Source organism: Streptomyces lincolnensis (assembly GCF_001685355.1).
GTDB lineage: Bacteria > Actinomycetota > Actinomycetes > Streptomycetales > Streptomycetaceae > Streptomyces > Streptomyces lincolnensis.
Genome location: NZ_CP016438.1, coordinates 8,065,663 through 8,091,399, shown reverse-complemented (window position 1 = coordinate 8,091,399; position 25,737 = coordinate 8,065,663). Strand labels below are relative to the sequence as shown.

Genomic DNA, 25,737 nt, shown 5'->3' with positions numbered 1-25,737 from the left:
GCCAGGGGACGGGGTGCCGTTACGGGGTGACGCAGCCGATCGAGCCGGCCGGAAGGTCGTTGCCCGTGGAGGTGGCCGTGAAGCCGAAGGTGGTGCTGCCGTCCGCCGTGATCGTCCGGTTGTGGCCGACGTTCCTGACCGTGACCGTGCCGTCGGACCCGGTACTGAGCGCGCCGTTCCAGACACTGTTCAGCCGCGTGCCGGCGCCCGGCTGCCAGCGCACGGCCCAGCCGTCGAGCGGTGCCGTGTTGTGGTTCATCACCTGCACGGAGCCCTGGAAGCCGCCGTTCCAGGAGCTCGTCACCGAATACACGGCCATGCAGCCGCTGTGCGGATCGGTCGGGGTCGGGGTGGGTGTCGGCGTGGGCGTCGGGGTGGGAGTGCCGCCCGAGCCGCGGATACCGGTCACCTCGCCGTTGCCGCCGTCGAAGACGATGTCGGAGCAGGAGAAGAAGTTCTCGTTGCTGTCCGAGCGCACCCACTGGATGAACATCATCGCGTTGCCCGAGCGGCCCGAGGGGAGCCTCAGATCCCAGTAGTAGTGGCCGCTCTCGGAGCCCACCGAGCCCGACTGGGGCGGATTGGTGACGGTCTGGATCAGCTCCAGGTCGCCCCAGCCCAGCGGAGAGGAGGGCGAGTAGCCGGGCTTGGACAGGTACACCCGGAAGGCCCCGGGATGCGCCGCCCAGTTGCTGTGCTTGATCCGGATCGACGCCCCGGAGGTCAGGTGCGTGCGGGGCCAGTCCGCGCGGGCGGCGTTGTATCCGGTGAAGTTGTACGGGGAACGGTCACCGGCGCTGCACAGCTTGCCGTCCGGCACGTAACCGGGCCCGCGGCCCGCCGCGTTGGAGTCGAGCACGGCGAACCAGTTGTACAGCGAGTTCCCGCCGCTCTCGTTGAGCGCGGCACGGCAGGCCGGGTTGGTCGGGTCGAGGGATCCGGTGCCGGTCTTGGCGTCGAGATAGCAGAGGTAGGTCCGCGATCCCGGCATCATCGTGACACCGTGCGCCTGCGCGTTGCCCTGTCCGAGCAGGGCCAGGCCGATCCCGCCGAGCAGGGTCGCCAGCACAGCCACTAAGGAAAGCAGTCTCTTTCTGGGTCGAGCCATCGTCTCTCCTGCACTGTTGGGGAGTCGCTGGAGCCCCCGCCCGTCCGGGCGAGGTGCCGCGGCCGGACGGGCGGGGGGTCTGTGGGGAGGGGGCTAGTCGGCGGATCAGGCGGGCGGCATACCCCAGGCCCGCACGGTGCCCAGGTAGGCCGGGATCGCCGGAGCCTCCGTGTACGAGGTGGCGGTGGTGCGGCTGTGGTCGTCGGTCTCGTCGAAGGCGGACCAGTCCGTCTTGGCCATCCGGAGCTGGATGTCACCGGTGTCCCGGCCCGCGGCCAGCGAGCCCGCCGAGAAGCCGACCTCCAGGTAGGCGTCGGCGCCCGCCACCGGCGTACTCAGCGGGACGACCCTGAGCTTGACGTTGGAGCAGCCGACCGCGGCGTAGTCGCACCAGGCGTTGACGGTGGGCGATCCGCCGTCCCGGGTGAAGTAGTAGCGGGCGACCACCCCGGTCAGGTCGAGGGCGGCGCTGCCGGTGTTGGTGATCCGCAGACCGGGACGGATGGCGTTGTCGGTGGCCGAGGCGTCGTGGTTCCTGTAGGCGACCTTGAGACCGCCCGTGGGGTCGGGGCCGCCGCCGCCCGTCTCGGTGGTGGCGCTCAGCGCGGCGGAGGCCGCGGAGACGTTCCCGGCGGCGTCCCGGGCGCGGACGGTGTAGCTGTAGGCCGTCGCGGCGCTCAGCCCGGTGTCCGTGAACGTGGTCCCGCCGACCGGCTGGGCGCTGACCTTGGTGCCGTCACGGTAGACGTCGTAACCGCTGACGCCCACGTCGTCGGTGGCCGCCGTCCAGGCGAGGGAGACGCTGCTCGCGGTCTTCGCCGTGGCCCGCAGCCCGGTCGGCGCGGTCGGGGCCGTGGTGTCGCCCGGGCCGGTACCGCCCGTCGGCACCGCCGGGTACGCGTTGCGCACCAGCATCGAGAACTGGTTGTGGAACCAGTGCCCGGCCAGCGGCGCGTCGGGCAGCGCCCCGGTCTTGTTGTTGCCGGCGTTGGGCGCGGTGTAGTCCGGGTCGCACATCGGGTCCGCGCGCTTGCCCTCCTCGTTGGGGATGTCCTTGCTGGCCCCGTCGGACTCCCCCGGCGGCTTGACCCACAGGAAGGCGTCCAGGTGCGAGTCGGGGTGCCCGGACGGCGCGGTCTGCGGCGGCTGTCCGAGCCCGGCTCCGCTCGCGTTGCACCACAGTCCGCGGTGGGTGCGGCGGTCGGCCTTGGACTCGGTCACGTAGGTCTCAAGGCTGGTGCTGGTGCTCTCGGCGGTGGGCCGCGCCGAGCCGCCCCAGCCGTTGCGGGAGGTGTCGACCACCATGCCGGTGGAGGCGGGCCAGCCCGCCGAGACCAGCGTCCGGTGGACGTTCTTCGTGAAGTCCGACTCGTCGAAGTTCGGGTTCCACTCGTAGTACTTGCTCGACTTGACCATGGTGCCACCGACGGTCTTGTTCGGGTCGGTGAGGAACGGCTCTTCCAACGGCGTGTAGTTGGCGACGTTGGTGATCAGCCCGTCGACGCTGCTGAGCCCTGCCGCGGTGCCCCTGGCCACGTCGGTGTACTGCTGCACGGTCTGGGTGAGGTTGTTGTCCCAGCCGAGCCAGCCGGAGTGCGCGTAGTCCAGGTACGTGTACACGTTCGGGACGGCGTGCAGCTTGTCCAGGGCGTACCGGATGCCCTCGACGTACACGCCGCTGCTCTTGGCCTGGGCGCATTCGGGGTCGGAGGTGTTGGTGACCAGGTTGGGCAGGCTGTCGGGCTCGACGACGGTGGTGATGCGGATGTCCTGGTACTTGGGGTTCTTGAAGACGTTCGCGATGACGTCGATGTACTCGCTCTTGTAGCGGGCCAGACCCGCCTGGGTGAGCGGGAGTTCACCGCTGGAGGCGAGGGCGGCGCAGTCCCGGCCGGGCAGGTCGTACACCACGAAGGTGGCGGTGATCGGCTGGCCGGGCTTCTTCTGCGCGAGCGCCAGGTCGAGGTGGTCGGCCAGGCTCTTGCGTCCCGCGTTGGCCGCGCCGCCGTGGATGGCCGCGATCCGGTCCAGCCAGACGGCGGTCGGATAACTCTTGACCTTCTCCATTTTCGCCTTGAGCGTGGCGTCGGACGTCTGCGCGATGGAGGTGTCGACGTGCTCCGCGTAGTCGGGGTTGAGGTAGAAACTCGCCCCCGCGAAGGGGTTGTCGACGTGTGCCTCCGCCGCTGCCGCGGGCTGTCCCGCGATCTGGCCCGCCGCCCCGAGCATCAGGGTGGCCAGGGCGGTGGCTAAAGCCGCCGACCGTCGTCGGCGCGTGCGCGGCAGCGAGGCGCCGTCGGCTCTGGTCGGGTTGGTCATCGTGCCCTCCTCGGTGGTACGTGCGGATGTGCCGGTCGTACGTCAGGAGCCGGTGCACTGCGGAGCGGGCGTGCCCGCGCCGCCGTTGGCGGTGAAGCCGAACGAGGTGGTGGCGCCGGGTGACAGGGCGCCGTTGTGGGCGGCGTTACGGACGGTCGCGCGGCCCTGGGCCACGGTCAGGGAGCCGTTCCACAGGCTGGTGACGGTGGAACCGCCCAGGTCCCAGGCGGCGGACCAGCCGGTGAGCGGGCCGGTGCCGGTGTTCTTGACGGTGATCTCCGCCTGGTAGCCGCCGGACCAGGACGAGGCGACCTTGAACTGGGCGGTGCAGGCCTTGGGCGCGGGCTCCGGGTCCGGGTCCGGGTCGGGACCGGTGCCGTACGTCAGCCCGTGCCCGTACGGGAAGAGCGGGCTCTTGCCGTCGCCGTCGTTGATGGGCTGCTGGGAGGCGCTGCGCATCCACGTCATCGGGAGCTTGCCGGTGGGGGCGTGGTCGCCGAAGAGCACGTCCGACACCCCGGCTCCCTCGGTGCCGGGCAGCCAGGCCGCCAACAGGGCCTTCCAGTCGGGCAGTTGGGCCGCGATGTCGAGCGGCCGCCCGGAGACCAGGACCACCACGACGGGCACCCCGCTCGCCTTCAGCCGGGCGAGGGTCTGGAGGTCCTCCGGGTCGAGCCCCATGCTCCCGGGCCGGTCGCCGTGCATCTCGGCGTACGGCGTCTCCCCGACGACCGCCACGGCGGCCGTGTAGCTGCCGTCGATGCCGTTGCCGTAGCGGTCGTACCTGATCCGGGACGGGTCGCCCGCGGCGGCGCGGATGCCCTGGAGGACGGTGGTGCCCTCGGTGACGGGACCGCTGCGCCCCTGCCAGCCCAGGGTCCAGCCGCCGCTCTGGTTGCCGATGTCGTCGGCGGACTTGCCGGCCACGAACAGCTTGGCGTTCTTGGCCAGCGGCAGCACGCCACCATCGTTCTTCAGCAGCACCTGCGAGGCCCGCACGGCCTGCCGGGCCAGTGCCCGGTGCTCGGCGGAGCCCACCGAGGAGGTGTACGAGCGATCGGTCAACGGCCTTTCGAACAGGCCCAGTTGGAACTTCTTGGTGAGGATGCGGCGGTTGGCGTCGTCGACGCGCGCCTGGCTGATCCGCCCGGCGTTCACCTCGCCGCGCAGCAGGGTGAGGAACTTCCGGTAGTCGTGCGGGACCATCACCATGTCGACCCCGGCGTTGACGGCCGTGGTGATCTCGGCGCCGGTGAAGCCGCTCTGCCCGTCGAGCTGGTCGACCGCGGCCCAGTCGGACACGACGAAGCCGCCGAAGCCCAGTTCGCTCTTGAGCACGTCGGTGACCAGGTACTTGTGGGCGTGCGACCGCACCCCGTTCCAGCTGCTGTACGACAGCATCACCGAGCCCACGCCCCGCCGTACCGCCTCCTGGAAGGGCGGCAGGTGGACGGCGCGCAGCTCGGCCTCGGACAGCTCGGTGTTGCCCTGGTCGACGCCGCCGGTGGTGCCGCCGTCGCCGAGATAGTGCTTGGCGGTGGCGAGGACCGAGGCCCCGTCGCCGCCGAGGGCCGTGCCCTGCATACCGGTGACGAACGTGGCCATGGACGTGGGCAGTTCGGGTTTCTCGCCGAACGACTCGTAGGTGCGGCCCCACCGGTCGTTGCGGGCCACGCACAGACAGGGTGCGAACGACCAGTCGATGCCGGTGCCGGCCACCTCCTCGGCCACCGCGCGTCCGACGCGCTGCACCAGCGCCGGATCACGGGTGGCGCCGAGGCCGATGTTGTGCGGGAAGAGGGTGGCGCCGCGGACCGCGTTGTGGCCGTGCACCGCGTCGATGCCGTAGATCATCGGGATGCCGAGCGGGGTGGTGAGCGCGGTGCGCTGGAGGGAATCGTAGGTGTCGGCCCAGGTCCGGGGGTTGTTGGGACTGACGGTGGAGTCGCCGCCGGAGAGCACCGAGCCGATGCGGTGGGCGGCGAGGTCGCTCTGCGGGACGAGCGCGTCCTTCTCCACCTGTGTCATCTGCCCGAGCTTGTCGTCGGTCGTCATCCGGGAGAGCAGGTCGTCGACCCGCTCGGGCACCGGCAGGGAGGGGTCCTGGTACGGGCGGGCGACGGCGGCCGTCGGGGCCCCGGCGGGTGGGACGGCGGCCAGCCCGGTCAGGGCGAGGGCGGCGGCGCACAGCGTGGCGACGATCGCGGGGCGGCGGGCGGACAGCGTGCGGCTCGGACTCATGACGGGCCTTTCCGGGTGCGGGCCGGAGGGGGCGGAGAAGGGGCCCGTCCCCGCCGGTGCGGGGGAAGAGGCGGGACGGGTCCCTTCGGGAGGCCGGTGCGGTGTGGCGCACGGGCTTCGGGTCATGCGCTGGTGCAGGCGGTTCCGTTCAGGCTGAACCCGGCCGGCCGCGCGAACGTGCCGCTGTGGGTGCCCTGGAGGCCGAAGGTCTGGCTGCCGCCGGGGGCGATCTGCGCGTTGTGTGCCACGGGGCTCGCCGTGACGGCGCCCGACGAGCCGGACAGGGTGGCGTTCCAGGAGCTGGTGACGCGCTGTCCGGAGGGCAGGGTGAAGCCGAGTTTCCAGTTGTCGACGGCACTGGAGCCGGTGTTCTTGACCGTGACGTCGGCGGTGAAGCCGCCCTGCCAGGCGTTGGTGGCGTAGGTCACCTGGCAGGCCGTCGCCGGGTTGCCGGGGCCGCCCGGGCCGCCGCCACCACCGAGGTTGACGGTGGAGGAGAAGGAGTTCACCGCGAGCCCGGCGCCGTTCTGCCACGGCTCGAACCCGGCCTGGACGCTCGTCAGGTACCAGGTGTTCTGTGCCATGCCCCGGGCGACGGTCTGGTCGACGAAGTCCATGACGTCGAAGCTCCAGCTGCCGATCGCCGAGGGAGCGACGAAGGAGATCACGTCGTTGGAGCCGTTGCTGCCGGTCCAGACCTCCCAGGAGCGGCCGCCCACCGAGGCCGTGCCGACCGGGGAGCCGATCGGCTGGATGGAGCCGACCCGGTTGAACCAGATCATGATCTCGGTCCGGTTCACGCCGTCGGTGCGGGGCGTCGGGTCCAGCCAGATGTCGTACGAGGCGTTGTACACGGCGTTCGAGACGTAGCCGTAGGAGATGCTGCTGGGCGCGCTGGAGATGGTGCTGAGCCGCGCCGGGAGGCTGGTGCCCGGCGAACAGTTCGTGTAGTGGCAGCCGTTGAAGACGGACGGATACGACTTGGGGGCGCCGTTGGTGGGCACCGAGCCGTCGGCCTGGGCGACCCGGAAGCCGGCGTCGGTGGCGGTGACGCACTGCGGGGCGCTGGTGCCCCAGCGGTTGTTCTGGACGACGTAGCGCCCCTGGATGACGGCCGAGCCGTACTGCTCGCAGATCGTGGTGTCGGCCTGGGCCGGTGGTGCGGCGACGAGGAGTGCCGCGACGGCGGCGAGAGCGGAGAGCAGCGCGGCGAGCAGGCCGTGCGGGGTGCGGGGGGTGCGGGGACGGTGCGGGGACGGTCGCATGCGGGTGCCTCTCTCGGAGGTGGTTCCGGATTCGACGGGCCAATGCGGGAGCGCTCCCAACTCCCCACTGATGGGAGCGCTCCCACTCCACTGGTTTCGGTCGGGACTGTAGAAGTCATCCCATGTCCCTGACAACCCTATGGACACCAATGCGTCGAACGAATTTCGAAGCCGCAGGTCACAGTGCGGCCTTCGATCGCGGAATCTCCAGGGATTTTGGGAGCGCTCCCGAAACGGGGCGCCCGCAGCACTCAGGCCGAGCCCCGGACCACCAGCCGGGTGCGCAGGATGACGTGCCGCCAGGCCACCTCGGGCTGCTCCATCTCCTCCAGCAGCAGCCGCACCATGGCCCGGCCGATCTCCTCCAGCGGCTGACGGACCGTCGTCAGCGCGGGCTCGGTGTGCTCGGCCAGCGGATAGTCGTCGAAGCCGAGCACCGCGACGTCGTCGGGCACCCGGCGCCCCGCGCTCCGCAGCACGTCCAGCGCTCCGGCGGCCATGGTGTCCGAGGCGGCGAAGACGGCGTCGACGTCCGGGTGGCACCGAAGGATCCCGGCCGTCGCCCGGCGCCCGCTGTCCTCGGTGAAGTCGCCCTCGGCGACCAGCGAGGGCACGGGTTCCAGACCGGCCGTGGCGAGGGCTTCGCGGTAGCCGCGCAGCCGGCACTGGGTGACGTACATGTCGAGCGGCCCGGTGACGGCGGCGATCCGCCTGCGCCCGTCGCGCAGCAGATGCTCGACCGCGCCGCGGGCGCCGCCGACATTGTCCGCGTCCACGTACGTGACGTGCTCGTCGCCCGAGCGGCGGCCGAGCATCACGGTGGGCAGTCCGGCCTCGGCGAGCATGTCCGGCAGCCGGTCCTCGGCGCGCACGGACATCAGCAGGACGCCGTCCACCCGTCCGCCGCGCGCGTACTCGACCAGGCGCCGCCGCTCGTCGTCCGTGCGGACCAGGGTGAGCAGCAGTTGCATCGAGGTGTCGGCGAGGGCGTCGCCGACGGCCCGGACGATCTCCGAGAAGAACGGCTCCCCGAACAGCCGCCAGTCCCGCTCGGTCATCGCCAGCGCCACGGCGTCCGCCCGCCGCCCGGCCAGGGAGCGGGCCGCCAGGTTGGGCACGTAGCCCAGTTCGGCGATGGCCCGCTCGACGGCACGGCGCGTCGAATCCTTCACGCCCGTCGCGTTGTTGATGACCCGTGAGACGGTCCCTCGTCCGACACCGGCGAGGGCCGCGACCTGCTCCAGCGTCGGCGAGCCGAGGCGCTGCCTGCCCATAACCACCCCCAGGGCACCCGATCTTACGGGCCGCCGCCCGCTGTGATCGAACGCCCGGGGCCAGGGTCAGACAGCGTACTTTTGGCGCAGCTCGACCTTGCGCACCTTTCCGGACACGGTCATCGGGAAGGCGTCGAGGACCTGCACCCGGCTCGGGATCTTGAAGTGCGCCAACTGACCCTCGCAGAAGGCCCGTACGTCGTCGAGCGTCGGCGGATCGGCCGGGTCGCGCGGGATGACGCAGGCGAGGACCTCCTCGCCGTAGCGCTCGTGGGGTACGCCGACGACCTGGACGTCCGCGATCTTCGGGTGGGAGTAGAGGAACTCCTCGATCTCGCGGGGGTAGATGTTCTCGCCACCCCGGATGATCATGTCCTTGATGCGGCCGACGATCTCGACGTAGCCGTCCTCCCGCATCGTCGCCAGGTCACCGGTGTGCATCCAGCGGCCGGAATCCACCGCCTCCCCGGTCTTCTGGGGCTCGTTCCAGTAGCCGAGCATCACGCTGTAGCCGCGGGTGCACAACTCGCCTGCGGTGCCGCGTGGTTGGGTGACTCCGGTCGCCGGGTCGACGACCTTGACCTCGATGTGCGGCAGGACGCGGCCCACGGTGGCGGTGCGGTGCTCCAGGTCGTCGTCCCGCCGGGTCTGCAACGACACCGGGGACGTCTCGGTCATGCCGTAGCAGATGGACACCTCCGCCATGTGCATCTCGGCGACCACCCGCTTCATCACCTCCACCGGACAGGGCGAGCCCGCCATGATGCCGGTGCGCAGGGAGGACAGGTCGTAGGCCGCGAAGTCGGGCAGGTTCAGCTCGGCGATGAACATGGTCGGGACGCCGTACAGGGAGGTGCAGCGTTCCTGCTGGACCGCCCGCAGCGTGGCCGCCGGGTCGAAGGACGGGGCCGGGATGACCATGCAGGCGCCGTGCGAGGTGGCGGCCAGGTTTCCCATCACCATGCCGAAGCAGTGGTAGAAGGGCACCGGGATGCAGATCCGGTCCTGCTCGTCGTAGGCGATCGACTCCCCCACGAAGTAACCGTTGTTGAGGATGTTGTGGTGGGAGAGCGTGGCCCCCTTGGGGAAGCCCGTCGTGCCCGAGGTGTACTGGATGTTGATGGGGTCGTCGCAGGACAGTTCCTCGTACGGCACCGGCGTGCCGCGCGCGATCAGCGCCTCCCAGCCGCTGTCCCCGATGAACACGGTCTCCCTCAACTGCGGGCACCTGCCCCGCACTTGCTCCACCATCGCGCGGTAGTCGCTGGTCTTGTGGCCGAGGGAGGCGAACAGCAGACCGACCCCGGCCTGGTTGAGGACGTACTCGACCTCGTGGGTGCGGTAGGCCGGGTTGATGTTCACCATGATCGCGCCGATGCGCGCGGTGGCGTACTGGACGAGCACCCACTCGGGGCAGTTGATCGCCCAGATGCCCACCCGGTCACCCTTGACGACCCCGCTCGCGAGCAGCGCGTACGCCAACTCGTCGACGTCGGCGGCGAATTGCGCGTAGGTCCAGCGCCGTCCGGAGGGCACGTCGACGAGCGCCTCGCGGTCCGGCCAGGCGGCCACCGCCCGGTCGAGGTTCGCGCCGATGGTGTCGCCGAGCAGGGGGGTCGTACCGGTGCCGTGCGTGTAGGAGTTCACCGGAAGTCCTCCTCGCGGTACTCGGCGTCCGAGCCGGCGGCCGTGGCCTCGCGCAGCTCGATGCGGCGGATCTTGCCGGAGACGGTCTTGGGCAGGCCGCCGAACTCCAGGCGGCGGATCCGCTTGTAGGGGGCGAGGACCTCGCGGGAGTGCTCGAACAGCACCTTCGCGGTGTCGGGGCCGGGTTCCCAGCCCTCGGCGAGCACGACGTAGGCCTTCGGGACGGCGAGCCGCAGTTCGTCGGGCGCGGGCACGACGGCCGCCTCGGCCACCGCCTCGTGCTCCAGCAGGGCGCTCTCCAGCTCGAAGGGGCTGATCTTGTAGTCGGAGGCCTTGAACACATCGTCGGCCCTGCCGACATACACGATGTATCCGTCTTCGTCGCGGCTTCCGATGTCGCCGGTGCGGTAGTAGCCGCCCGCCATCGCCTCCGTCGTACGGTCGGCGTCGCCGTGGTAGCCGGTCATCAGGCCGACGGGGCGGGCGGACAGGTCGAGCGCGATCTCGCCCTCGGTCGCGCCGGGCGCTCCCGAGACCGGGTCGAGGAGCTCCACCCGGTAGCCGGGGCTGGGCCGGCCCATGGAGCCGGTCTTCAGTTCCTGCCCGGGGCTGTTGGAGACCTGGACGGCGGTCTCGGTCTGGCCGAAGCCGTCCCGGATGGTGACGCCCCAGGACCGGCGGACCTGCTCGATGACCTCGGGGTTGAGCGGCTCACCGGCCGCGACCACCTCGCGGGGCGGAGTGCGCAGCTGGGTCAGGTCGGCCTGGATGAGCATGCGCCACACGGTCGGCGGGGCACAGAACGTGGTCACCCCCGCGCGGTCCATCTCGGCCATCAGCCGGGCCGGGTCGAAGCGGGTGTAGTTGTGGATGAAGACGGTCGCCTCGGCGTTCCAGGGTGCGAACAGGTTGGACCAGGCGTGCTTGGCCCAGCCGGGCGAGGAGATGTTCAGGTGCACGTCCCCGGGCTTCAGGCCGATCCAGTACATCGTCGCCAGGTGCCCGACCGGGTACGACACGTGGGTGTGCTCGACGAGCTTGGGGCGGGCCGTCGTACCGGAGGTGAAGTAGAGCATCAGGGTGTCGTCGGCCAGGGTCGGGCCGTCGGGCAGGAACTCGGCGGAGGCGACGCGGGCGTCCTCGTACGGCTGCCAGCCCTCCGGAACGCCGCCGACGGCGGTGCGCGTGTAGTCGCCGGGCACGTCGTCGAACTTGGCGGCGTCCTCGGCGCGGACCAGGACGTGCCGCACCTGTCCGCGCTCCACGCGGTCGCGCAGGTCGGCGGGGCCGAGCAGCGGGGTGGCCGGGATGACGACGGCCCGCAGCTTCATCGCGGCGAGGGCCGTCTCCCACAGCTCGACCTGGTTGCCCAGCATGACGAGGATCCGGTCCTCCGCCTCGACCCCGCGCTCGCGCAGCAGGTTGGCGACCCGGTTCGAGCGTTCGGACAGGTCGGCGAAGGAGAGCCGGACCTGCGAGCCGTCCTCCTCGACGATGTGCAGCGCGGTCCTGTCGTTGCCGTCCGCGATCACGTCGAACCAGTCGAGGGCCCAGTTGAAGTGCGCGGGCCGCGGCCAGGCGAAGCCCTCGTAGGCCGTGGTGTAGTCCTCGCGGTGTTCCAGCAGGAAGTCACGCGCGCTGCGGAAGAGCTCCGTCGCCGTCGTCATCCGTCCGTCCTCCTTGATGCCGGCACCATTGCCGGGCGGCTCTCTGCCATCGTGTAATCCGTGATGCAGGTCTCACTACCCCCGAACGGGGGTGTGTGCCGCAGCGAAAGGGCGAGTACGTGGCAGCACAGATGTCCCCGTCGGTGGAGATCCGGAACGCGCTGGTACGGCTGCGCCGCTCGACCGGGCTCCCGGTGGCCTTCGGCGGCCTGGTGGAGCCGGGGCGCCGGCACATGCGCATCAGCGAACTCGACGGCACGGCGACCACCTCGCTGAGCGCCCTCGCGGTGACCTCCGGCTACGGCCTCGGCGGCAAGGCCGTCGCCCTCGCCCGCCCGTGCGCGGTCGCGGACTACTCCGCCTCGCGGCACATCAGCCACGAGTACGACGCCGCCGTCGCCGCGGAGGGGCTGCGCTCGGTGCTGGCGGTCCCCGTCGTCGTACGGCGGCGGGTGCGCGGAGTGCTCTACGGCGCTCTGCGCGACGCCCGGCGGCTCGGTGACCGCACGCTGGACGCGGCGGTGGCGGCCGCGCGGGACGTGGAGCAGGCGCTGGTGGTGACGGACGAGGTCCGGGAGCTGCTGGCGGCCGCCCGGCCCGAGCCGGCCCCGGGCCCCCGGGAGGCGGCCGGGCGGGAGCAGGTGCGGGAGGCGCACACGGCGCTGCGGGCGCTGGCGCCGCGGATCACCGACGAGGCGCTGCGGGCCGAGCTGCTCGCCGCGTGCGGGCTGCTGGCCGCCCCGGCCGGACGGTCCGGACCGTCGACGGAGGTGGGTCTGACGCCCCGCGAGGTCGACGTGCTGGCCTGCGTGGCGGCCGGGGCCACGAACGCGGTGGCCGCCGAGCGCCTGGGCGTGCGGGCCGAGACGGTCAAGAGCTACCTGCGCTCGGCCATGCGCAAGCTCGGGTCCCGGACCCGTGGGGAGGCCGTGGTCGCCGCACGCCGGGCGGGGTGGTTGCCGTAACTTCCGTCGATGTTCCATTCATGGCGACCCCCGCTGAATTTCGTCACGCGACCAGGTTGTTATTTCCCTCACCACCGTGTCCGGCCGAATTCCGATGACCGTTGCCTAATATTGGCCAGGACACGACACTCGGAGGGGAGCGGTGACCGTGCCACGGGACTTCGAGGAGCCTGCCCGAAGCCGCCCCGACCTGGTGATCGGCCGGGAGGAGCTGTTCGGCGCGGCGCGCGAGCAGCTCGTCGGCGGCGGCAGCGTGCTGCTGCACGGCCCGGCCGGAATAGGAAAGTCGACGATCCTGCGGACATTGGCCGCCGATTACGCCGGCGCGGCCCGCACGGTCTTGCGCTGCTCGGCGACGGAGTCCGAATCCCACCTCCCCTTCCTGGCGCTCGCCGACCTCCTCGGCCTGGTCGTCGACGAGGTGTCCGGACGGCTGCCCGCGGCCCAGCGCACCGCCCTGGAGTCGGCGCTCACCGGCCGCGGCGAGTCCACCCTCCAGCGCGACGGGCTGGCCCTGCGCCTGGCCGTGCTCTCCGTGCTGCGCGCGCTGGCCGCCGAGGGCCCCGTCCTGATCGTCGCGGACGACCAGCAGTGGCTGGATCCGGCCAGCGCGGAACTGCTCGGATTCGCCGCCCGCCGCCTCGGTGACACGCCCGTCCAGCTGCTGTGCGCGGTGCGGACAGAGGGCCAGGAGTACGACCGGCATCTACGCGCGTTGCCCCCGGACTCCCTCGCGGTCCGGCTCAACCCGCTCTCCCGCACCCAGGTGTCCGAGCTGCTGACCCACCGCGGCTACACCGGCCTGCCCCGCTCCACCGTCCGGGACATCCACCGCACCAGCGGCGGCAACCCGCTGTTCGCGCTGGAGCTGGGCCGCGCGCTGGCCGAGAACCCGACCCCGCCCCGGCCGGGCGAGCCCCTGCACGTGCCCACCTCACTGCGGGCCCTGGTGCTCAAACGGCTGGACATGCTGTCGGACGAGGCGCGCCGCACCCTGCTGGTGGCGAGCGCCGGCGCGCGCCCCACGCTGGCCCTGCTGCACGAGGCCGGCCGGGGCAACGCCGAGGCGGAGACCGCCCAGGCGGCCGCGCTCGGGCTGCTGGCGACGGAACCGGAGGGGCCCGCCGTACGCTTCGCGCACCCGCTGATCTCGGCCGCGCTGTACGCGGAGGCCCCGGCCCAGGAACGGCGGGCCGCGCACGCCGCGCTGTCCACGGCGGCCTCGGACCCCATCGAGCGGGCCCGGCACCTGGCGCTGGCGACCACCGGCACCGATCCGGAGGTGGCGGCGCGGCTCGCCGAGGCGGCGGCGCTGGCCCGGGACCGCGGGGCGCCGTCGGTGGCCGCGCAGCTCGGCCTGCTGGCCGCCCGGCACACCCCGGCCGACAGCGTGCCGGGCCCGGACGAGCGCCGGTTGCAGGCCGCCACGGACGCGATCACCGCCGGTGAGATGGATCTCGCCCGGGACATCGCCCGCGAGGTGCTCACCCGGGCCACCGTGCCCGCCGAGCGGGTCCGGGCCTGGATCGTGGTGATCGAGTCGGCCGGACACGCGCTCGGCGACGTCGACTCCGTCTTCCCCCAGGCGCTGGCCGACGCCGGTGACGACCCGGGGCTGCTCGCCCTGGTCCACTACCAGCTGGCCTGGCGCGGTCTGGTCGTGGAGGGGGACTTCGCGGAGGGCCGGGAGAAGGCGGCGCACGCCGCCGATCTGGCCGCCCGGGCCGGCGACCGGCGCACCGAGCTGCTGGCGCTGGCCTTCCAGGCCCAGACCGAGACCCTGATGGGCCATCCCGACGCCCCCGAGACGATCGAACGGGCCCTTCAGGAACCCCAGGACCCGCAGGTGGCCTGCCATCACAACGGGCCGGGACTGGCCCGGTTCCGCTGGCTCCAGATGAGCGACCAGCTGGCCGAGGCCCGCACCACCATCACGGCGCTGCTGCGCGAGGTGCGCAGACGCGGCATGGTCGAGAGCGAGGTGCACTTCCTGCGCCTGCTCGCCGAGACCGAACTGCGCTCCGGACACTGCGGGCGGGCCCTGGACCTGGCCCGGGAGAGCCTCCGGCTGGCCCGGGACTCCGGGATCGGCGAGGTCGCCTCGGCGCTGCTGACCTCGTTCGCGGAGGCGGCCGGCGGCGATGTGAACCGGGCGCTGACGCTGGCCCAGGAGGCCGTGGAGCACGCCGAGGGCATCAGCGACCAGATGTACGTCTCGCGCGCCCTGGCCGCCCTCGGCCACGCCCAGCTGGTGGCCGGGGACGTGCAGGGCACCGTCCGGTCACTGCGCCGGGTGCGGGAGCTGGAACAGGGGCTCGGCATCACCGACCCGGCCCGCGGCCGCTGGCACGGCGACCTCGCCGAGGCCCTGGTCAGGACCGGTGAGATCACCGAGGCGCAGGACCTCATCGCGCAGACCCGTGAGCAGGCGTTGCGGCTGGGCCGCGACGGCATGCTCGCCGTACTGGACCGGGCCGAGGCCCTGGTGCGTGCCGCGCGCGGCGAACACCAGGCCGCCATGGGCCAGTTGACGTCGGTCCAGGACCGGCTCGGCAAGCTGGGCTACGGCCTGGAGGAGGCCCGCGCCGCCTTCGCGCTGGCCCAACTGCGCACCCGACGGCCCGGTCCGACGTCGTACGACGAGGCCGCGCGGCTGTTCCGGCGCTGCCGGGCGCTGCCCTGGCTGCGGCAGGTGGAGGCGGCCGCCGTGCCGACGGCGGCGGAGCCCGCCGTCGCCCCCTCCCCCGCGCTCGACGCTCTCGACGCTCTGGACGGGCTCGCCGCGATGGAGCGTCAGGTGGCCGCGCTGGTCATGGAGGGCGCGACCAACCGGGAGATAGCCGCGCGTCTGTTCATCAGCGTCAAGACGGTCGAGGCGACGCTCACGAGGGTCTACCGGAAACTGGGGATCCGATCGCGGGTCGACATCGTCAGACTGGCGGCGGGCCGTCGTACGCAGTGAGTCCCGGGCTCGGCCCCGGACTCAACAGCCCCGCGTGTTTCCGGCAGGTTACTCCTGCGCACGCGGGGTTTGACGGGGTCCGACCGAGGGTTTTCCCTGCCCAACTCCCTTAGGGGGTTCCCTCATTGGGAGGGGGAACTGCCGCGTTCTAGCTTATGAACGTGCCGCTCGCCCGGTAACACGGGGGTCGGTCCCGCGACCCCCGTGCACCACCCCCCACCCGCGCGTCCCCACCGGCTACCCCACCGAGGAGACCCATGTTCGGGCTCAACCGCGCCAAGAAGACCGCCGCCGTCCTGGCCGCCACCGCTGCCGCCGCCACGACCGCTCTGGTCGGCGCACCCTCCGCCGTCGCCGCTCCCCAGCCCATCGTCGGCGGTACCACCACCACGACGACCGCGTACCCGTTCATGATGCAGATCACGGACGCCTCGCAGAGCCAGTTCTGCGGCGGCACCCTGGTATCGCCCACCAAGGTCGTCACCGCGGCCCACTGCATGGTCGGCGAGACCACCAGCAGTGTCAGAGTGGTCGGCGGCCGCACCTACCTCAACGGCACGAACGGCACGGTCGCCCGGGTCAGCAAGATCTGGATCCACCCGAGCTACACGGACGTCACCAACGGCGACGACGTGGCCGTGCTGACCCTGTCCACGTCGATGCCGTACACCACGGCGTCGTACGTATCCTCCTCCCAGACGAGCGTGTACGCGGCCGGCACCACGGCCCGGATCCTCGGCTGGGGCACCACCTCCTCCAACGGCAGCTCCTCCAACCAGCTGCGCACGGCGACCGTTCCGACCGTGTCGAACACCAGCTGCGCGAGCTCCTACGGCTCCGACTTCATCGCAAGCGACATGGTCTGCGCCGGATACACCTCCGGCGGCACCGACACCTGCCAGGGCGACAGCGGCGGTCCCCTGCTCATCGGGGGCGTCCTGGCAGGGATCACTTCTTGGGGCGAAGGCTGCGCTGCGGCCGGTTACCCGGGCATCTACACCCGGCTGACCACCTTCTCCAGCCAGGTGACCGCACAGGTCAACTCCTAGCCCCAGAAGATCTCCTGAGTACCCCTCAGGTGAGTGACCAGGGGGCGTTGCGGGCCTCCACGAGCGGCCCGCAACGCCCCCTATCCATGCGCTACTTGTCCGCGGTGAGCCGTCCCGCGGCGCCCCAGCTGTCCGCGGGGACCTCGTGGATCCAGACCTGGACGGTCTCGGCCGGGATGCGGTACGCGTCGACGAAGGCGTCGGTGACGCGCTTGACGAGGTCGCGCTTGAGCTCTGCGTCGCGCGGGCCCTGCTGGATGGTGACGATCGGCATGGCTGAACTCCCTTGCTCGCCGCGCCCGCCGGTCGGGCGGTCGCGTTCGGTGACTCCAGTCCATCGCGCGGCGGGCCCGCGACCAAGAAGCAGTCCGCGACCGCAGCGATCAGTTCTCGTGATCGGCGCAGGCCAGCAGCAGGGTGTCCAGGTGCGGCGGGGTGGCCGCCGCAGTGGCCGAGGCTCGCACGGCGAGTCCCGTCGACAGCGCGAGGCCGGGCGCCCGGAACGGCACGAAGGCCACGCGGGGGCTGCGCAGCACGCGCGCGTGTGAGGCGTAGACGACCGTCCACAGGGGGCGGGTGCCGATGGTGGCGAGGGTGTCCTGGAGGGAGCTGTCGGCCGGTCCCGGCAGGGGTTCGAAACCCGCCTCCTGGCAGGCGCCGACGACCAGGTCCACCAGGGCGGGGTTGGCGCGCCGCTCCGTGAGGGCCAGCGGGAGCCCGGCCAGCTCCTCGACGCCGATCTCCGTCCGGGCGGCGAGCGGGTGCGTGGCCGGGAGGGCGACCACCAGGGGGTCGGCCCACAGGGGCAGCACCCGGACGCCCGGCACCGGCTCGACGGCCCGGACGAACGCGGCATCCAGCCGACCGCCCGCGACCCGGGCCAGCCGCTCGGCGACCGGCAGGGAGTGGAGTTCCACGGGCACGCCGGGCGCGCGCCGCGCGAACGCGGCCAGCACCCGGTCCAGGTGCTCCCCGAGCCCGGTGCTCGTACCGATCCTCAGCCCCGGCGGCGGGGCGACGGCGGCGCGGGCCCGGTCGGCCGCCGCCAGCACGGTCCGCGCCTCGGGCAGCAGCCGCTCGCCCGCCGCGGTGAGCCGCACATGACGCGAGGAGCGGTCGAAGAGTTCGGCGCCCAACTCCCGCTCCAGGCGCCGGATCTGCTGGCTGACCCCCGACTGCACGATGTGCAGCCGCTCCGCCGCCCGCCCGAAGTGCAGTTCCTCGGCGACCGTCACGAAGTAGGTGAGCTGCCGCAGTTCCATGACCGGACTGTAGAGCCCCGCGCCCCCGGCCACCTCACCGGCCGGGGACCCCAGGTGTCCGCGGGGCGCCCCGGACGCTTACCGTGTCCCTCTCAAGAACGAGGATCGTGGGGGGGCTCATGTCGTACGGGTATCCAGGACCGGAGAGACAGCCGGGCGCGAAGCCGGGCGGACCGGTGGACGGACCGGCTGACGGGCAGCCGGGTGGGCAGGCCGGGGATCAGCCGGGCGGACCGCCCGCGGACCGGGTGGCCGAGCCGCCGGTGGGTGGGTTCGGAGCGCCCGGGGGCGAGCCGGGAGGGCCGGGGGCCGGGGGGCCGCCGCCGGTTCCGCCGCAGCCGCAGTGGCAGCCGCCGGGGGCTCAGTGGCAGCAGCCGCCGCCTCCGCCGGGCTACGGATACCCCGGGCCGGGATGGGGCGGCCCGCCTCCCCCGCCGCCCCGGAAGAGCAACACGGGCCTGATCGTCGGCCTCAGCATCGCCGGTGTGGTCGTACTCCTGCTCATCGCGGCCGGCGTGGTCGGTGTCATGGCCGTCAACGACGCCACCAAGGACGGCGGCCCGCTGGCGGACGCCACGGCCTCGGCCCCGGCGCAGAGCGATGAGCCGTACGACGAGCCGAATCAGGACGCCGAGGGGACTCCGGCCGCGGAGGAGCCGACCGACGAGCCGTCCGACGCGTCCGGCCCCGAAGGCGATGTGAAGATCACCCAGTGCGAGGTGGACTCGCTGACGACGTGGGCGTCGGCCGAGGTCACGATCACGAACAGCACGGAGCAGACGGCGAGTTACGTCGTGAGCGTCGAGTTCGTCGACTCGTCGGGCAAGCGGGTCGGTGACGCGCTGGCGGCCACGGAGAACCTGGCGCCCGGGCAGGAGGCGGAGGAGACCGCCCAGGGCCTGGACACGATCAAGGGCAAGATCGACTGCAAGGTCACCGAGGTGACGCGGTACGAGCAGTAGGGGTACGAGCAGCAGAGGTACGAGCAGCAGGAGTGCGCGCCCGGGCGCGGGCAGGCTTCGGCACGGGCAGGCTTCGGCACGGCCCTATCGCAGGACGGTGCCGAAGCGGATGTCGTACGACGACCCGGGGTGCATGACCTTCAGCATGCGCTGCCCCTCCTCGGTCACCTCGGTCCGCTGCTCCTTGGTGAGGCCTGCGAAGGGCTCCACGACGAGGGCGTCGCTCTCCAGCGTCCACACGCCGGCGAGGAAACCGTCGACGAGGAGGGCACGGTGGGCCTGGTTGCCCTGCCAGGTGCGGCCCCAGTGCTCCGGCGGGACCACGCGGGTGCGGTCGGCGTGGGAGAGCAGGAGGTTGTCGAACTCGGGCAGGAAGCGGGGCGGGGCCGGGGTGTCCGGGTCCGGGCGGGGAGCGTCCGGGAGGTCGAAGAGCTCGACGCCCTTGTCGTCCCGGAAGGTGACCAGGCTCGGGCGCAGGCGTTCGAAGGCGTCGCGCAGACGGGTCAGACCGGCCCAGGTCTGCATGTCCTTGACGGAGGCCGGGCCGAAGGCGGCGAGGTAGCGCAGGACGGTGGCGTCGGGCGCGGGTGCCGGTTCGGCGGGGCGCCCGAGCCAGTGCTCGGCGGTGGTCAGCGCGACCTGGCCGCTGTGGCCCCACAGTCCGCGCGGGGTGACCTGCACGAGCGGCAGTGTGCAGCGGGCGGCGACCGCGAGGGACTGCGGGTCGGCGTCCGGCCACTCGACGGCCAGCGCCTCGCGCAGCTGCTTCATGGTGCGCGGCTCGGCCTCGACGAGATCACGGGCCAGCCGGGCGAGCCGGTCCAGGTCGACGCCCGCGAGTCCCTTGCGGAAGACGGTGAGTTCGCGGTCGCGGGCGGCCTGCACCAGCGGGCGCAGGGTGAGGCAGTCGTCGGCGGTGTGGGTGTGGATGGTCGAGCGCATGGTGACGATGCGTACGACCCGCCGCTCGGCCATCGACGCGGACAGCTCCTCGGGGTCGAAGCCGTCGAGGCGCGCGGCGAGGGCGTAGTACGGGGGCTTCACGTTCTGCGCCTGGAGGCCGACGAGGTGTTCGACGGCCCGCTCGGCGGTCAGGGCCGTCCGGCGCAGCAGCAGCTGGCGGTCGAGGGTCGCGCGGTTGAGGGCACGGACACCGAGCACGGGGGCCGTCGAGGTCGTCTTCGTCATGCCAGGCACGCTAACGGCGATCGCGGACACCTTCGGTCCTCAACTCTCACGGAATCCCGGATCGCCGTCCACTCCCCCGCCGTTTGCCCCGTATATCCTGCTCGGTGATCACCGAGAGCCCGCAGACGTCGGCTCGACCCGAGAGGCCGCCACGATGTCCGAGCGACGTGCCCGTCCCGACGCGAAGAACCCCCGCAAGTCCGGCTGGCGCCGCGCCCTGACCCCACCGACGGCGCCGCCCGACAAGCCGTCGGCGCCCGCCGGCTCCGCCGTCCCGGAGACGGAACCGGTGAGCATCGTCCAGGCGGCCCTGTACCGCGACGGCGTCCGCGTCTCGACCCCCGTCACCCTCGCCGAGACCTACCGCGAACTGCACGAGCAGCCCTCCGGCATGGCGTGGATCGGCCTGGCCCGCCCCACCGAGCACGAACTCCTCTCCCTGGCCTCGGAGTTCGACCTCCACCCGCTCGCGGTCGAGGACGCGATGGAGGCCCACCAGCGCCCCAAACTGGAGCGCTACGGCGAGACGCTCTTCGTGGTCCTGCGCGCCGCCCGCTATCTCGACGCCCCCGAGGAGGTCGACTTCGGCGAACTCCACGTCTTCGTCGGCCCCGACTTCGTCATCACCGTCCGGCACGGCGCGGCCCCGGACCTGTCGGCGGTCCGCCACCGCATGGAGGAGTCACCGGAGCTGCTGGGACTCGGCCCGGAGGCGGTCCTCTACGCCATCCTCGACGCCGTGGTCGACGGCTACGCCCCCGTCGTCGCCGGCGTCCAGAACGACATCGACGAGATCGAGACCGAGGTCTTCCGCGGCGACCCCGAGGTCTCCCGCCGCATCTACGAACTCTCCCGCGAAATGGTCGAGTTCCAGCGCGCCACCCGCCCCCTTGTCGGCATGCTCCACAGCCTCATGGCCGGCTTCGCCAAATACGGCACGGACGAGGAACTCCAACGCTATCTCCGCGACGTCGCCGACCACGTCACCCATACCAGCGAACGCGTAGACAGCTTCCGCCAGGCCCTCGCCGACATCCTCACCGTCAACGCCACCCTCGTCACCCAGCAGCAGAACGCGGAGATGCGGGCGCTGGCGGAGGCGGGGTTCGAGCAGAACGAGGAGATCAAGAAGATCTCTTCCTGGGCGGCGATTCTCTTTGCTCCGACGCTGGTTGGAACCATCTACGGCATGAACTTCGAGGACATGCCTGAGCTGGGCTGGAGCTTCGGATACCCCTTCGCGATCGGCCTGATGGGGGTGGTTTGCGTTACTTTGTACGTGATTTTCAAGCGGCGGGACTGGCTCTGAACTCGTCGCACCACGGTCAGCCGCTCTTCGCTCTTCGCCCTCGCATCATGGGGAGCCTGGCTGTGGCCTGGTGACGAATACCTGAGCTGGCCGAGCCAGGCTGGCACGCCCTCGCCGCCGCTCTCGCCGACGCTGAGAGCACCGGACACGACCCGGCGGCACTGCTGGCCGAGGCTGCCGGACGGCGGGCGCTGGACACCGCCGATTCGGCCGGCGACTGAGCTTGTTCCGCTTTGACGGACACCATCGGTGTGGCGTTCACGCCGCGAGAGCAGCCTCGTAGTCAGTGGGACTGAGGCAGCCGAGGCTGCGGCCACCGCAGCACAGCTCAGCAACCAACCCCGCGAAGCCAACGGCGCGGCCGACTACATCCGCTGATACCAGGACGTCCGCGACCGTCGTACGGCATGCTCTGTCCGGCCGGGGGACCGTCGCGCGGCCTTCGAGTAGGTTGCCAGGACATGGCTGAGGAGAATTCCCGTACGCCGCGCGAGGAGACGACGCTGGAGCGGGCGGACCGCAACTACGGTGAGCTGCTCCAGGAGTTGAGGATCATCCAGACCGGAGTCCAGATCCTGTTCGCGTTCCTGCTGACGCTGGCCTTCACCGCCCGCTTCTCCGCGCTCGACACGGCGCAGCGCACCGTGTACATCACGACCCTGCTGCTCGCGGTGCTCGCAGCGGCCCTGTTCACCACTCCGGCCGCGCTGCACCGCACGCTGTTCCAGCGCGGGGCCAAGCCTGAGATCGTCATGATCTCCTCACGGCTGGCGGGGGCGGGTATGAGCGTTTTGATGCTGACCCTCACCGGTTCCGTGCTGCTCGTCGTCGACGTGGTGTTCGGCCGGGTCGAGGGCGTGATCGCGGGCAGTGCGACGCTGCTGGTGTGCAGCGGTCTGTGGGTGGTGTTGCCGCAGTTCGTCAGGAGGCACGCCGCACGGTTGGAGGCCCGGGCCGTCTCGGAGCCGCCGGATGGATCGAGCTGAGTGCTTCAGCAGCACACAGCCGCCGCGGTCGGCCGGTGTGGTTCACCTACCGGTTTCCTGCGGCGGCTGTGCTTCCTGCTGGGAGGACGGTGTCACCGGTCGGCGGGCGCCGCCATGTGCAGCAGCCGTTCGGTGATCTCCCGGTACTGTCGCAGCGCGACCCGTAGTTCCTCGGTCTGTGCTTCGGTGTCCTGGCTCTGCCAGCCCGATCGCAGAACGCGCCGCTGCTCTGTGAGGGTGTTCGTGAAGTGGGTGGCGACTTCGTCGAAGACGCTGTCGGCTTCCTCCACGGCCTGGCGTGGGCTGTCGACGAAGGTGTTGAGGGCCTGTTGGAGGCGCAGGGTGAGCTTGTCCCGTTCGCCCTGCGGGAGCATCTCCGGCGTCGGCTTGCGATCGGGGCTGGAGCGGCCGCCGTTGGCGGCATTGGTGGCGGGTTCACGCGGGTCGTGAGCAGGATTGGTGACAGGTGCCTGCGGGGTCCGCTGGCTCTGCGGCGCCTGCGGGTTGCGCGGCGCCGAGGGATCCGGGCTTCCGGGCTGGGGTTGCCGGGCGTGTTCGGCGTTCTGCGACATCAGGTGTTGTTTCCCTTCGCGTGGGGTCGGTTCAGTGCCCAGGGTGCGTGGCCGTTGCCGTCGCGGGACTGAGGAGTCTGCGAGCCGCCCTGGTCCGGGTCGGCCGGTTGTTCGGCGACCAGTGCCTCGAAGAGGCTTCGGGCTTCGACCATGGCCTCCCGCATCTCCTCGGTGCCGCTCTGTCCGCGGGCGGCCGTGTGCATGCTGCGGTAGCCGTGGACATGGGCGGGGTGGTGGACGGAGAGGGCGGCGAACTGCTCCTCGAACTGCTCGCCGTCGGGGAAGCCGCGGTCCCTCGCCAGGCCGGCAAGGAGTGCGTCCGCCTCGGTGACGGCCTTCTGCGGTGATTCGACGAACTGCTCCTGGATGTCGGCCCACTGAGCCCTGTACTGAGCGCGGGCCTCGGGCGACAGCGGTTGCTCCTGGAGGGAGGCGTGCTGCGTGACGCGCTCGCCGAGTTCCTGCTCGGCCGCCTTGGTGTCGCCGTCGTGGTCGGCGACGGCACGGTCGTACTCGGGTCCGAAGCGGTGTTTGAGCCCGCGTCCTCCGCCGGCCCGGATGCGTCCACGTCCGACGCGGAAGAGGACGACGGCCGCGATGACGATCACGGCGATGATCACGATGGTGAGCATGGCGGCCTTCTCTGGCTCTCGGCTCGTGGATTGTTCGGCTGCATTGCCGTTCCCGTCATTTCCTGTGGGCTGGTTCCGCGTTGGCCTGCCGGGTGGCGGCCACACGACGTGGGCACCACCCGGGGCGTTCGTGGTCAGCGCTTGAAGGCGTCCTTGGCCTTGTCGCCGGACTGCTTGAGGTTTCCGGAGACCCGGTCGGTCCTGCCTTCGCGCCGCAGTCGCCTGTTGCCGGTGGTCCGGCCCATGCGTTCGGTGACCCGGCCCTTGAATGCCTGGGTCTTGTGCTTGATCGTCTGTCCGACGCTCATGGCTGTCCTCTGCTCGTTCGCTGGATGGGCTCCCTGGATGGGAGAGCGCTGTGTGGACTACCCGCGACTACGGCCGTACCGGCGGCCACCGCCACCGCGACGCCCGCGCATGGCGAAGCCGACGATCCAGACGACCAGCAGGACGGCGGCGACCCACCACAGGGCCTGCATGGTGAAGCCGAACCCGAACACCACCAGGATCAGCAGAAGGAGAAGAATCCAAAGGATCATTGCCGGGCCTCCAGATCGCGGGAAATTCGTGAGTTCCGCGGGGTCCGGGCGAAGCGGGAAGGTGGAATGCGCCGACCGAGTGATCCGGAGTGGCATAGCCCTACACCGTGCTGTCAGTCAACGCCCGGCAACCTCCCTTGTCAACGTGGTGTCGGCACGGGGGAGCTCTGCGAGCGGGGCAGGGGCCGCTGGGACAAACGGAGCCTCGGCGGGATGGCCCACCGGCTCGGCCGGCGGCGCCGGCAGGATGCGGTCCTCCCACCAGGACAGGCCCATGACGGTGGCGAGCAGGACGAAGGGGACAGAAGCCGGAACGATCAGTACGTACATGCGTACCGCCTGCGGTGGCTGCGTGCGACGCGACGGGCAGCGGAGGGGGATGCCCGCATGGGGCGCATCGGTGCGGCGCGCCGGGATCAAGTGGCGACGGCGGGGGCGGCCCGCTGGGGGCGGGGCGGTTCCGGCACTGATGCGCGAGGTGCGCCCTCGAAGGAGCGCGAGAGGTGATCGACGCTGCCGGGGGCTCGGGCCGTACCGCGCACGCTAGCCCTCGCCGCACTCCCTGGACAGACGGCAAGTGGCCATCTGTCCAGGGCGGAAGACCGTTACATGGGGAGCTGTCCGCAGCCTCTGGGCAGAGCTACGCTGTTCGAACAGGCCCCGGCCCCCGGCAGTGACGCTTTGTTCCGCTCCGGAGAGGCCCGCCGTGTTCATTCTGCTTCTCATTCTGATCTTGATTCTGTTCGGCACCGGCTTCCTCAACCCCCTCTGGTGGCTGGCCGCGGCGGTGCTGGTCTTCGGTGCCACGCGGCACGGCCGCGACCGTGGTGGAGGCTGGATCCGTGGTGGCGGTTCCGAAGTCGGGCACTACCGGGACTACGAGCACCGCCGGGACCGTCAGGACCGCTGGGACCGTCGGTACAACCGTCGGCACCGGGCGCGCTGGAGGCGAGAGGACCGCCGGGACTACGAACGCCGCGGGTGACCGATGAAGTTGCACCCGACCATCCAGAGGTTCCGGGACGGCTTCCGCCCAGCCGGACGCGACGAAATCGTCGAGAGGTACGTGCCATGCATCGCACAACCATGCTTCCGGAGCACTGGTGGGATCTGAGGGCCGAGGCCGTGGCGGGGAATGCGGCGGTTCAGGATGTCGTGGCGCTGCGCGCCGAGATCGATCAGCTGCGGCGGGCGCTGGCCGGCCGTCCGGTCATCGATCAAGCCTGCGGCATGGTGATGGTTCTGGCTCCCTGCCCCCGTGGGCCGGCCAGGAACCTGCTGGTGGACATGGAGCGGCAGTGCAACACCACGCTACCGGTGGTGTCGTCGGCCATGATCGCCGCCTGGGAGGGCGAGCCGCTCCCACCGTTGATGCAGCGGGCGCTGCGGCACGCGCTGCGGCGGCTCTACGCGGAAGACCGGGGGTACGACTCAGCACCGGCGGATGAGCCGTCCGGAAGGGGAGGGCCGTGATCCACGCAGCCGATGTCCGGGAATGGCGCGACCGCGACGTCGTCGACAGCGAAGGCCACGAGATCGGTGTGCTCGAAGCAGTCCATGCCCTGAGCGCTCATGAACATGATGACTGCCATGGTGATGGTCCTGGCGCCGTGCTCCAGTGAGCGAGCCTGGGACCTGCTCGTGGAGGTGTCGCAGCACAGCAACGTCGAACTCCGCGACGTGGCTGCGACCCTGGTCGCCACCACGAAGGGCCAGGAACTCCCCCAGGCGATACGGCGCGAGTGGCGTCGCGCGCTGCGGCACCTTCACACGCTGGAGCGGCGGTGACC

At 71.5% G+C, this 25,737-nt stretch carries 23 protein-coding genes and 1 pseudogene; 10 read left to right on the top strand and 14 right to left on the bottom strand.

All coding sequences use genetic code 11. From position 1 onward, the window contains the following. Nucleotides 1-19: 19 nt before the first annotated feature. The 7 genes from SLINC_RS35735 to SLINC_RS35705 all read right to left on the bottom strand — a co-directional run bounded on the left by SLINC_RS35735 (nt 20) and on the right by SLINC_RS35705 (nt 11,521). Nucleotides 20-1,108, bottom strand: a complete 1,089-nt coding sequence (locus SLINC_RS35735; protein ID WP_067442284.1) for a lytic polysaccharide monooxygenase auxiliary activity family 9 protein — start codon at nt 1,106-1,108, stop codon at nt 20-22. Between the two features lie 105 nt (nt 1,109-1,213). Next, nucleotides 1,214-3,427, bottom strand: coding sequence for a glycoside hydrolase family 6 protein (locus tag SLINC_RS35730; RefSeq protein ID WP_067442282.1), 2,214 nt, complete (start codon nt 3,425-3,427; stop codon nt 1,214-1,216). A gap of 42 nt (nt 3,428-3,469) precedes the next feature. Then, nucleotides 3,470-5,668, bottom strand: coding sequence for a glycoside hydrolase family 3 N-terminal domain-containing protein (locus SLINC_RS35725; RefSeq protein WP_067442281.1), 2,199 nt, complete (start codon nt 5,666-5,668; stop codon nt 3,470-3,472). A gap of 122 nt (nt 5,669-5,790) precedes the next feature. Then, the gene (locus SLINC_RS35720) at nt 5,791-6,933 is read right to left on the bottom strand and encodes a glycoside hydrolase family 12 protein (RefSeq protein WP_067442280.1); all 1,143 of its coding nucleotides are present in this window, start codon (nt 6,931-6,933) and stop codon (nt 5,791-5,793) included. A 251-nt stretch (nt 6,934-7,184) separates the two neighbouring features. Beyond that, entirely contained in the window at nt 7,185-8,207 is a 1,023-nt protein-coding gene (locus SLINC_RS35715; RefSeq protein ID WP_067442277.1) for a LacI family DNA-binding transcriptional regulator, read from the bottom strand. A gap of 66 nt (nt 8,208-8,273) precedes the next feature. Continuing rightward, on the bottom strand, nt 8,274-9,854 hold the full coding sequence (locus SLINC_RS35710; RefSeq protein ID WP_067442275.1) for an AMP-binding protein: 1,581 nt from the start codon (nt 9,852-9,854) through the stop codon (nt 8,274-8,276). Next, nucleotides 9,851-11,521 carry an AMP-binding protein gene (locus tag SLINC_RS35705; RefSeq protein WP_067442273.1) on the bottom strand — a complete coding sequence of 557 codons (1,671 nt, stop codon included), beginning with the start codon at nt 11,519-11,521 and terminating at the stop codon, nt 9,851-9,853. Before SLINC_RS35705 ends, SLINC_RS35710 begins: the two co-directional genes overlap by 4 nt. 131 nt (nt 11,522-11,652) lie before the next feature. Here SLINC_RS35705 and SLINC_RS35700 point away from each other — a divergent pair, with 131 nt between their 5' ends. From SLINC_RS35700 to SLINC_RS35690, 3 genes are all read left to right on the top strand, one after another. Continuing rightward, nucleotides 11,653-12,486, top strand: coding sequence for a helix-turn-helix transcriptional regulator (locus tag SLINC_RS35700; RefSeq protein ID WP_067442271.1), 834 nt, complete (start codon nt 11,653-11,655; stop codon nt 12,484-12,486). A gap of 142 nt (nt 12,487-12,628) precedes the next feature. Next, nucleotides 12,629-15,448 (top strand): helix-turn-helix transcriptional regulator, encoded by a 2,820-nt coding sequence (locus tag SLINC_RS35695; RefSeq protein WP_067442269.1) that lies wholly within the window; start codon nt 12,629-12,631, stop codon nt 15,446-15,448. A gap of 257 nt (nt 15,449-15,705) precedes the next feature. Next, complete coding sequence (locus SLINC_RS35690) at nt 15,706-16,497, top strand: S1 family peptidase (RefSeq protein WP_067442267.1); 792 nt, start codon at nt 15,706-15,708, stop codon at nt 16,495-16,497. A 91-nt stretch (nt 16,498-16,588) separates the two neighbouring features. Here SLINC_RS35690 and dmpI read toward each other — a convergent pair whose 3' ends face one another. After that, complete coding sequence (gene dmpI, locus SLINC_RS35685) at nt 16,589-16,771, bottom strand: 4-oxalocrotonate tautomerase DmpI (RefSeq protein ID WP_067442265.1); 183 nt, start codon at nt 16,769-16,771, stop codon at nt 16,589-16,591. 109 nt (nt 16,772-16,880) lie between these two features. Beyond that, nucleotides 16,881-17,759: a LysR family transcriptional regulator gene (locus SLINC_RS35680; protein ID WP_067442263.1), complete on the bottom strand. Its 879-nt coding sequence runs from the start codon at nt 17,757-17,759 to the stop codon at nt 16,881-16,883. A gap of 485 nt (nt 17,760-18,244) precedes the next feature. Between SLINC_RS35680 and SLINC_RS35675 the strand changes: the two genes are divergently transcribed. Further along, nucleotides 18,245-18,721, top strand: coding sequence for an FxLYD domain-containing protein (locus SLINC_RS35675; protein WP_079164898.1), 477 nt, complete (start codon nt 18,245-18,247; stop codon nt 18,719-18,721). An 84-nt stretch (nt 18,722-18,805) separates the two neighbouring features. Here SLINC_RS35675 and SLINC_RS35670 read toward each other — a convergent pair whose 3' ends face one another. After that, a complete protein-coding gene (locus tag SLINC_RS35670; protein ID WP_067442261.1) occupies nt 18,806-19,909 on the bottom strand; it encodes a winged helix DNA-binding domain-containing protein in 1,104 nt (367 codons plus the stop codon). A 154-nt stretch (nt 19,910-20,063) separates the two neighbouring features. Here SLINC_RS35670 and SLINC_RS35665 point away from each other — a divergent pair, with 154 nt between their 5' ends. Then, nucleotides 20,064-21,218, top strand: a complete 1,155-nt coding sequence (locus tag SLINC_RS35665) for a magnesium and cobalt transport protein CorA (RefSeq protein ID WP_182449241.1) — start codon at nt 20,064-20,066, stop codon at nt 21,216-21,218. A 461-nt stretch (nt 21,219-21,679) separates the two neighbouring features. After that, complete coding sequence (locus SLINC_RS35660) at nt 21,680-22,204, top strand: DUF6328 family protein (RefSeq protein ID WP_067442258.1); 525 nt, start codon at nt 21,680-21,682, stop codon at nt 22,202-22,204. A gap of 92 nt (nt 22,205-22,296) precedes the next feature. Here the strand turns inward: SLINC_RS35660 and SLINC_RS35655 are convergent, their stop codons facing one another. The 4 genes from SLINC_RS35655 to SLINC_RS35645 all read right to left on the bottom strand — a co-directional run bounded on the left by SLINC_RS35655 (nt 22,297) and on the right by SLINC_RS35645 (nt 23,947). Further along, on the bottom strand, nt 22,297-22,776 hold the full coding sequence (locus SLINC_RS35655; protein ID WP_182449240.1) for a hypothetical protein: 480 nt from the start codon (nt 22,774-22,776) through the stop codon (nt 22,297-22,299). After that, complete coding sequence (locus SLINC_RS35650) at nt 22,776-23,408, bottom strand: hypothetical protein (RefSeq protein WP_067442256.1); 633 nt, start codon at nt 23,406-23,408, stop codon at nt 22,776-22,778. Before SLINC_RS35650 ends, SLINC_RS35655 begins: the two co-directional genes overlap by 1 nt. Nucleotides 23,409-23,542: 134 nt before the next feature. Then, a complete protein-coding gene (locus SLINC_RS46595) occupies nt 23,543-23,716 on the bottom strand; it encodes a CsbD family protein (RefSeq protein ID WP_079164897.1) in 174 nt (57 codons plus the stop codon). Between the two features lie 57 nt (nt 23,717-23,773). Beyond that, nucleotides 23,774-23,947 (bottom strand): hydrophobic protein, encoded by a 174-nt coding sequence (locus tag SLINC_RS35645; protein WP_067442254.1) that lies wholly within the window; start codon nt 23,945-23,947, stop codon nt 23,774-23,776. Nucleotides 23,948-24,680: 733 nt separating this feature from the next. Between SLINC_RS35645 and SLINC_RS35635 the strand changes: the two genes are divergently transcribed. From SLINC_RS35635 to SLINC_RS35625, 4 genes and pseudogenes are all read left to right on the top strand, one after another. Then, complete coding sequence (locus SLINC_RS35635) at nt 24,681-24,932, top strand: hypothetical protein (protein ID WP_310736493.1); 252 nt, start codon at nt 24,681-24,683, stop codon at nt 24,930-24,932. Nucleotides 24,933-25,018: 86 nt separating this feature from the next. Further along, nucleotides 25,019-25,420, top strand: a complete 402-nt coding sequence (locus SLINC_RS35630) for an ANTAR domain-containing protein (RefSeq protein ID WP_067442248.1) — start codon at nt 25,019-25,021, stop codon at nt 25,418-25,420. Then, nucleotides 25,417-25,506, top strand: a pseudogene (locus SLINC_RS47610) (PRC-barrel domain containing protein); the annotation flags it as partial. The gene SLINC_RS35630 and the pseudogene SLINC_RS47610, both read left to right, overlap by 4 nt. A 31-nt stretch (nt 25,507-25,537) precedes the next feature. Then, entirely contained in the window at nt 25,538-25,735 is a 198-nt protein-coding gene (locus SLINC_RS35625) for an ANTAR domain-containing protein (protein ID WP_225988285.1), read from the top strand. Nucleotides 25,736-25,737: the final 2 nt, after the last annotated feature.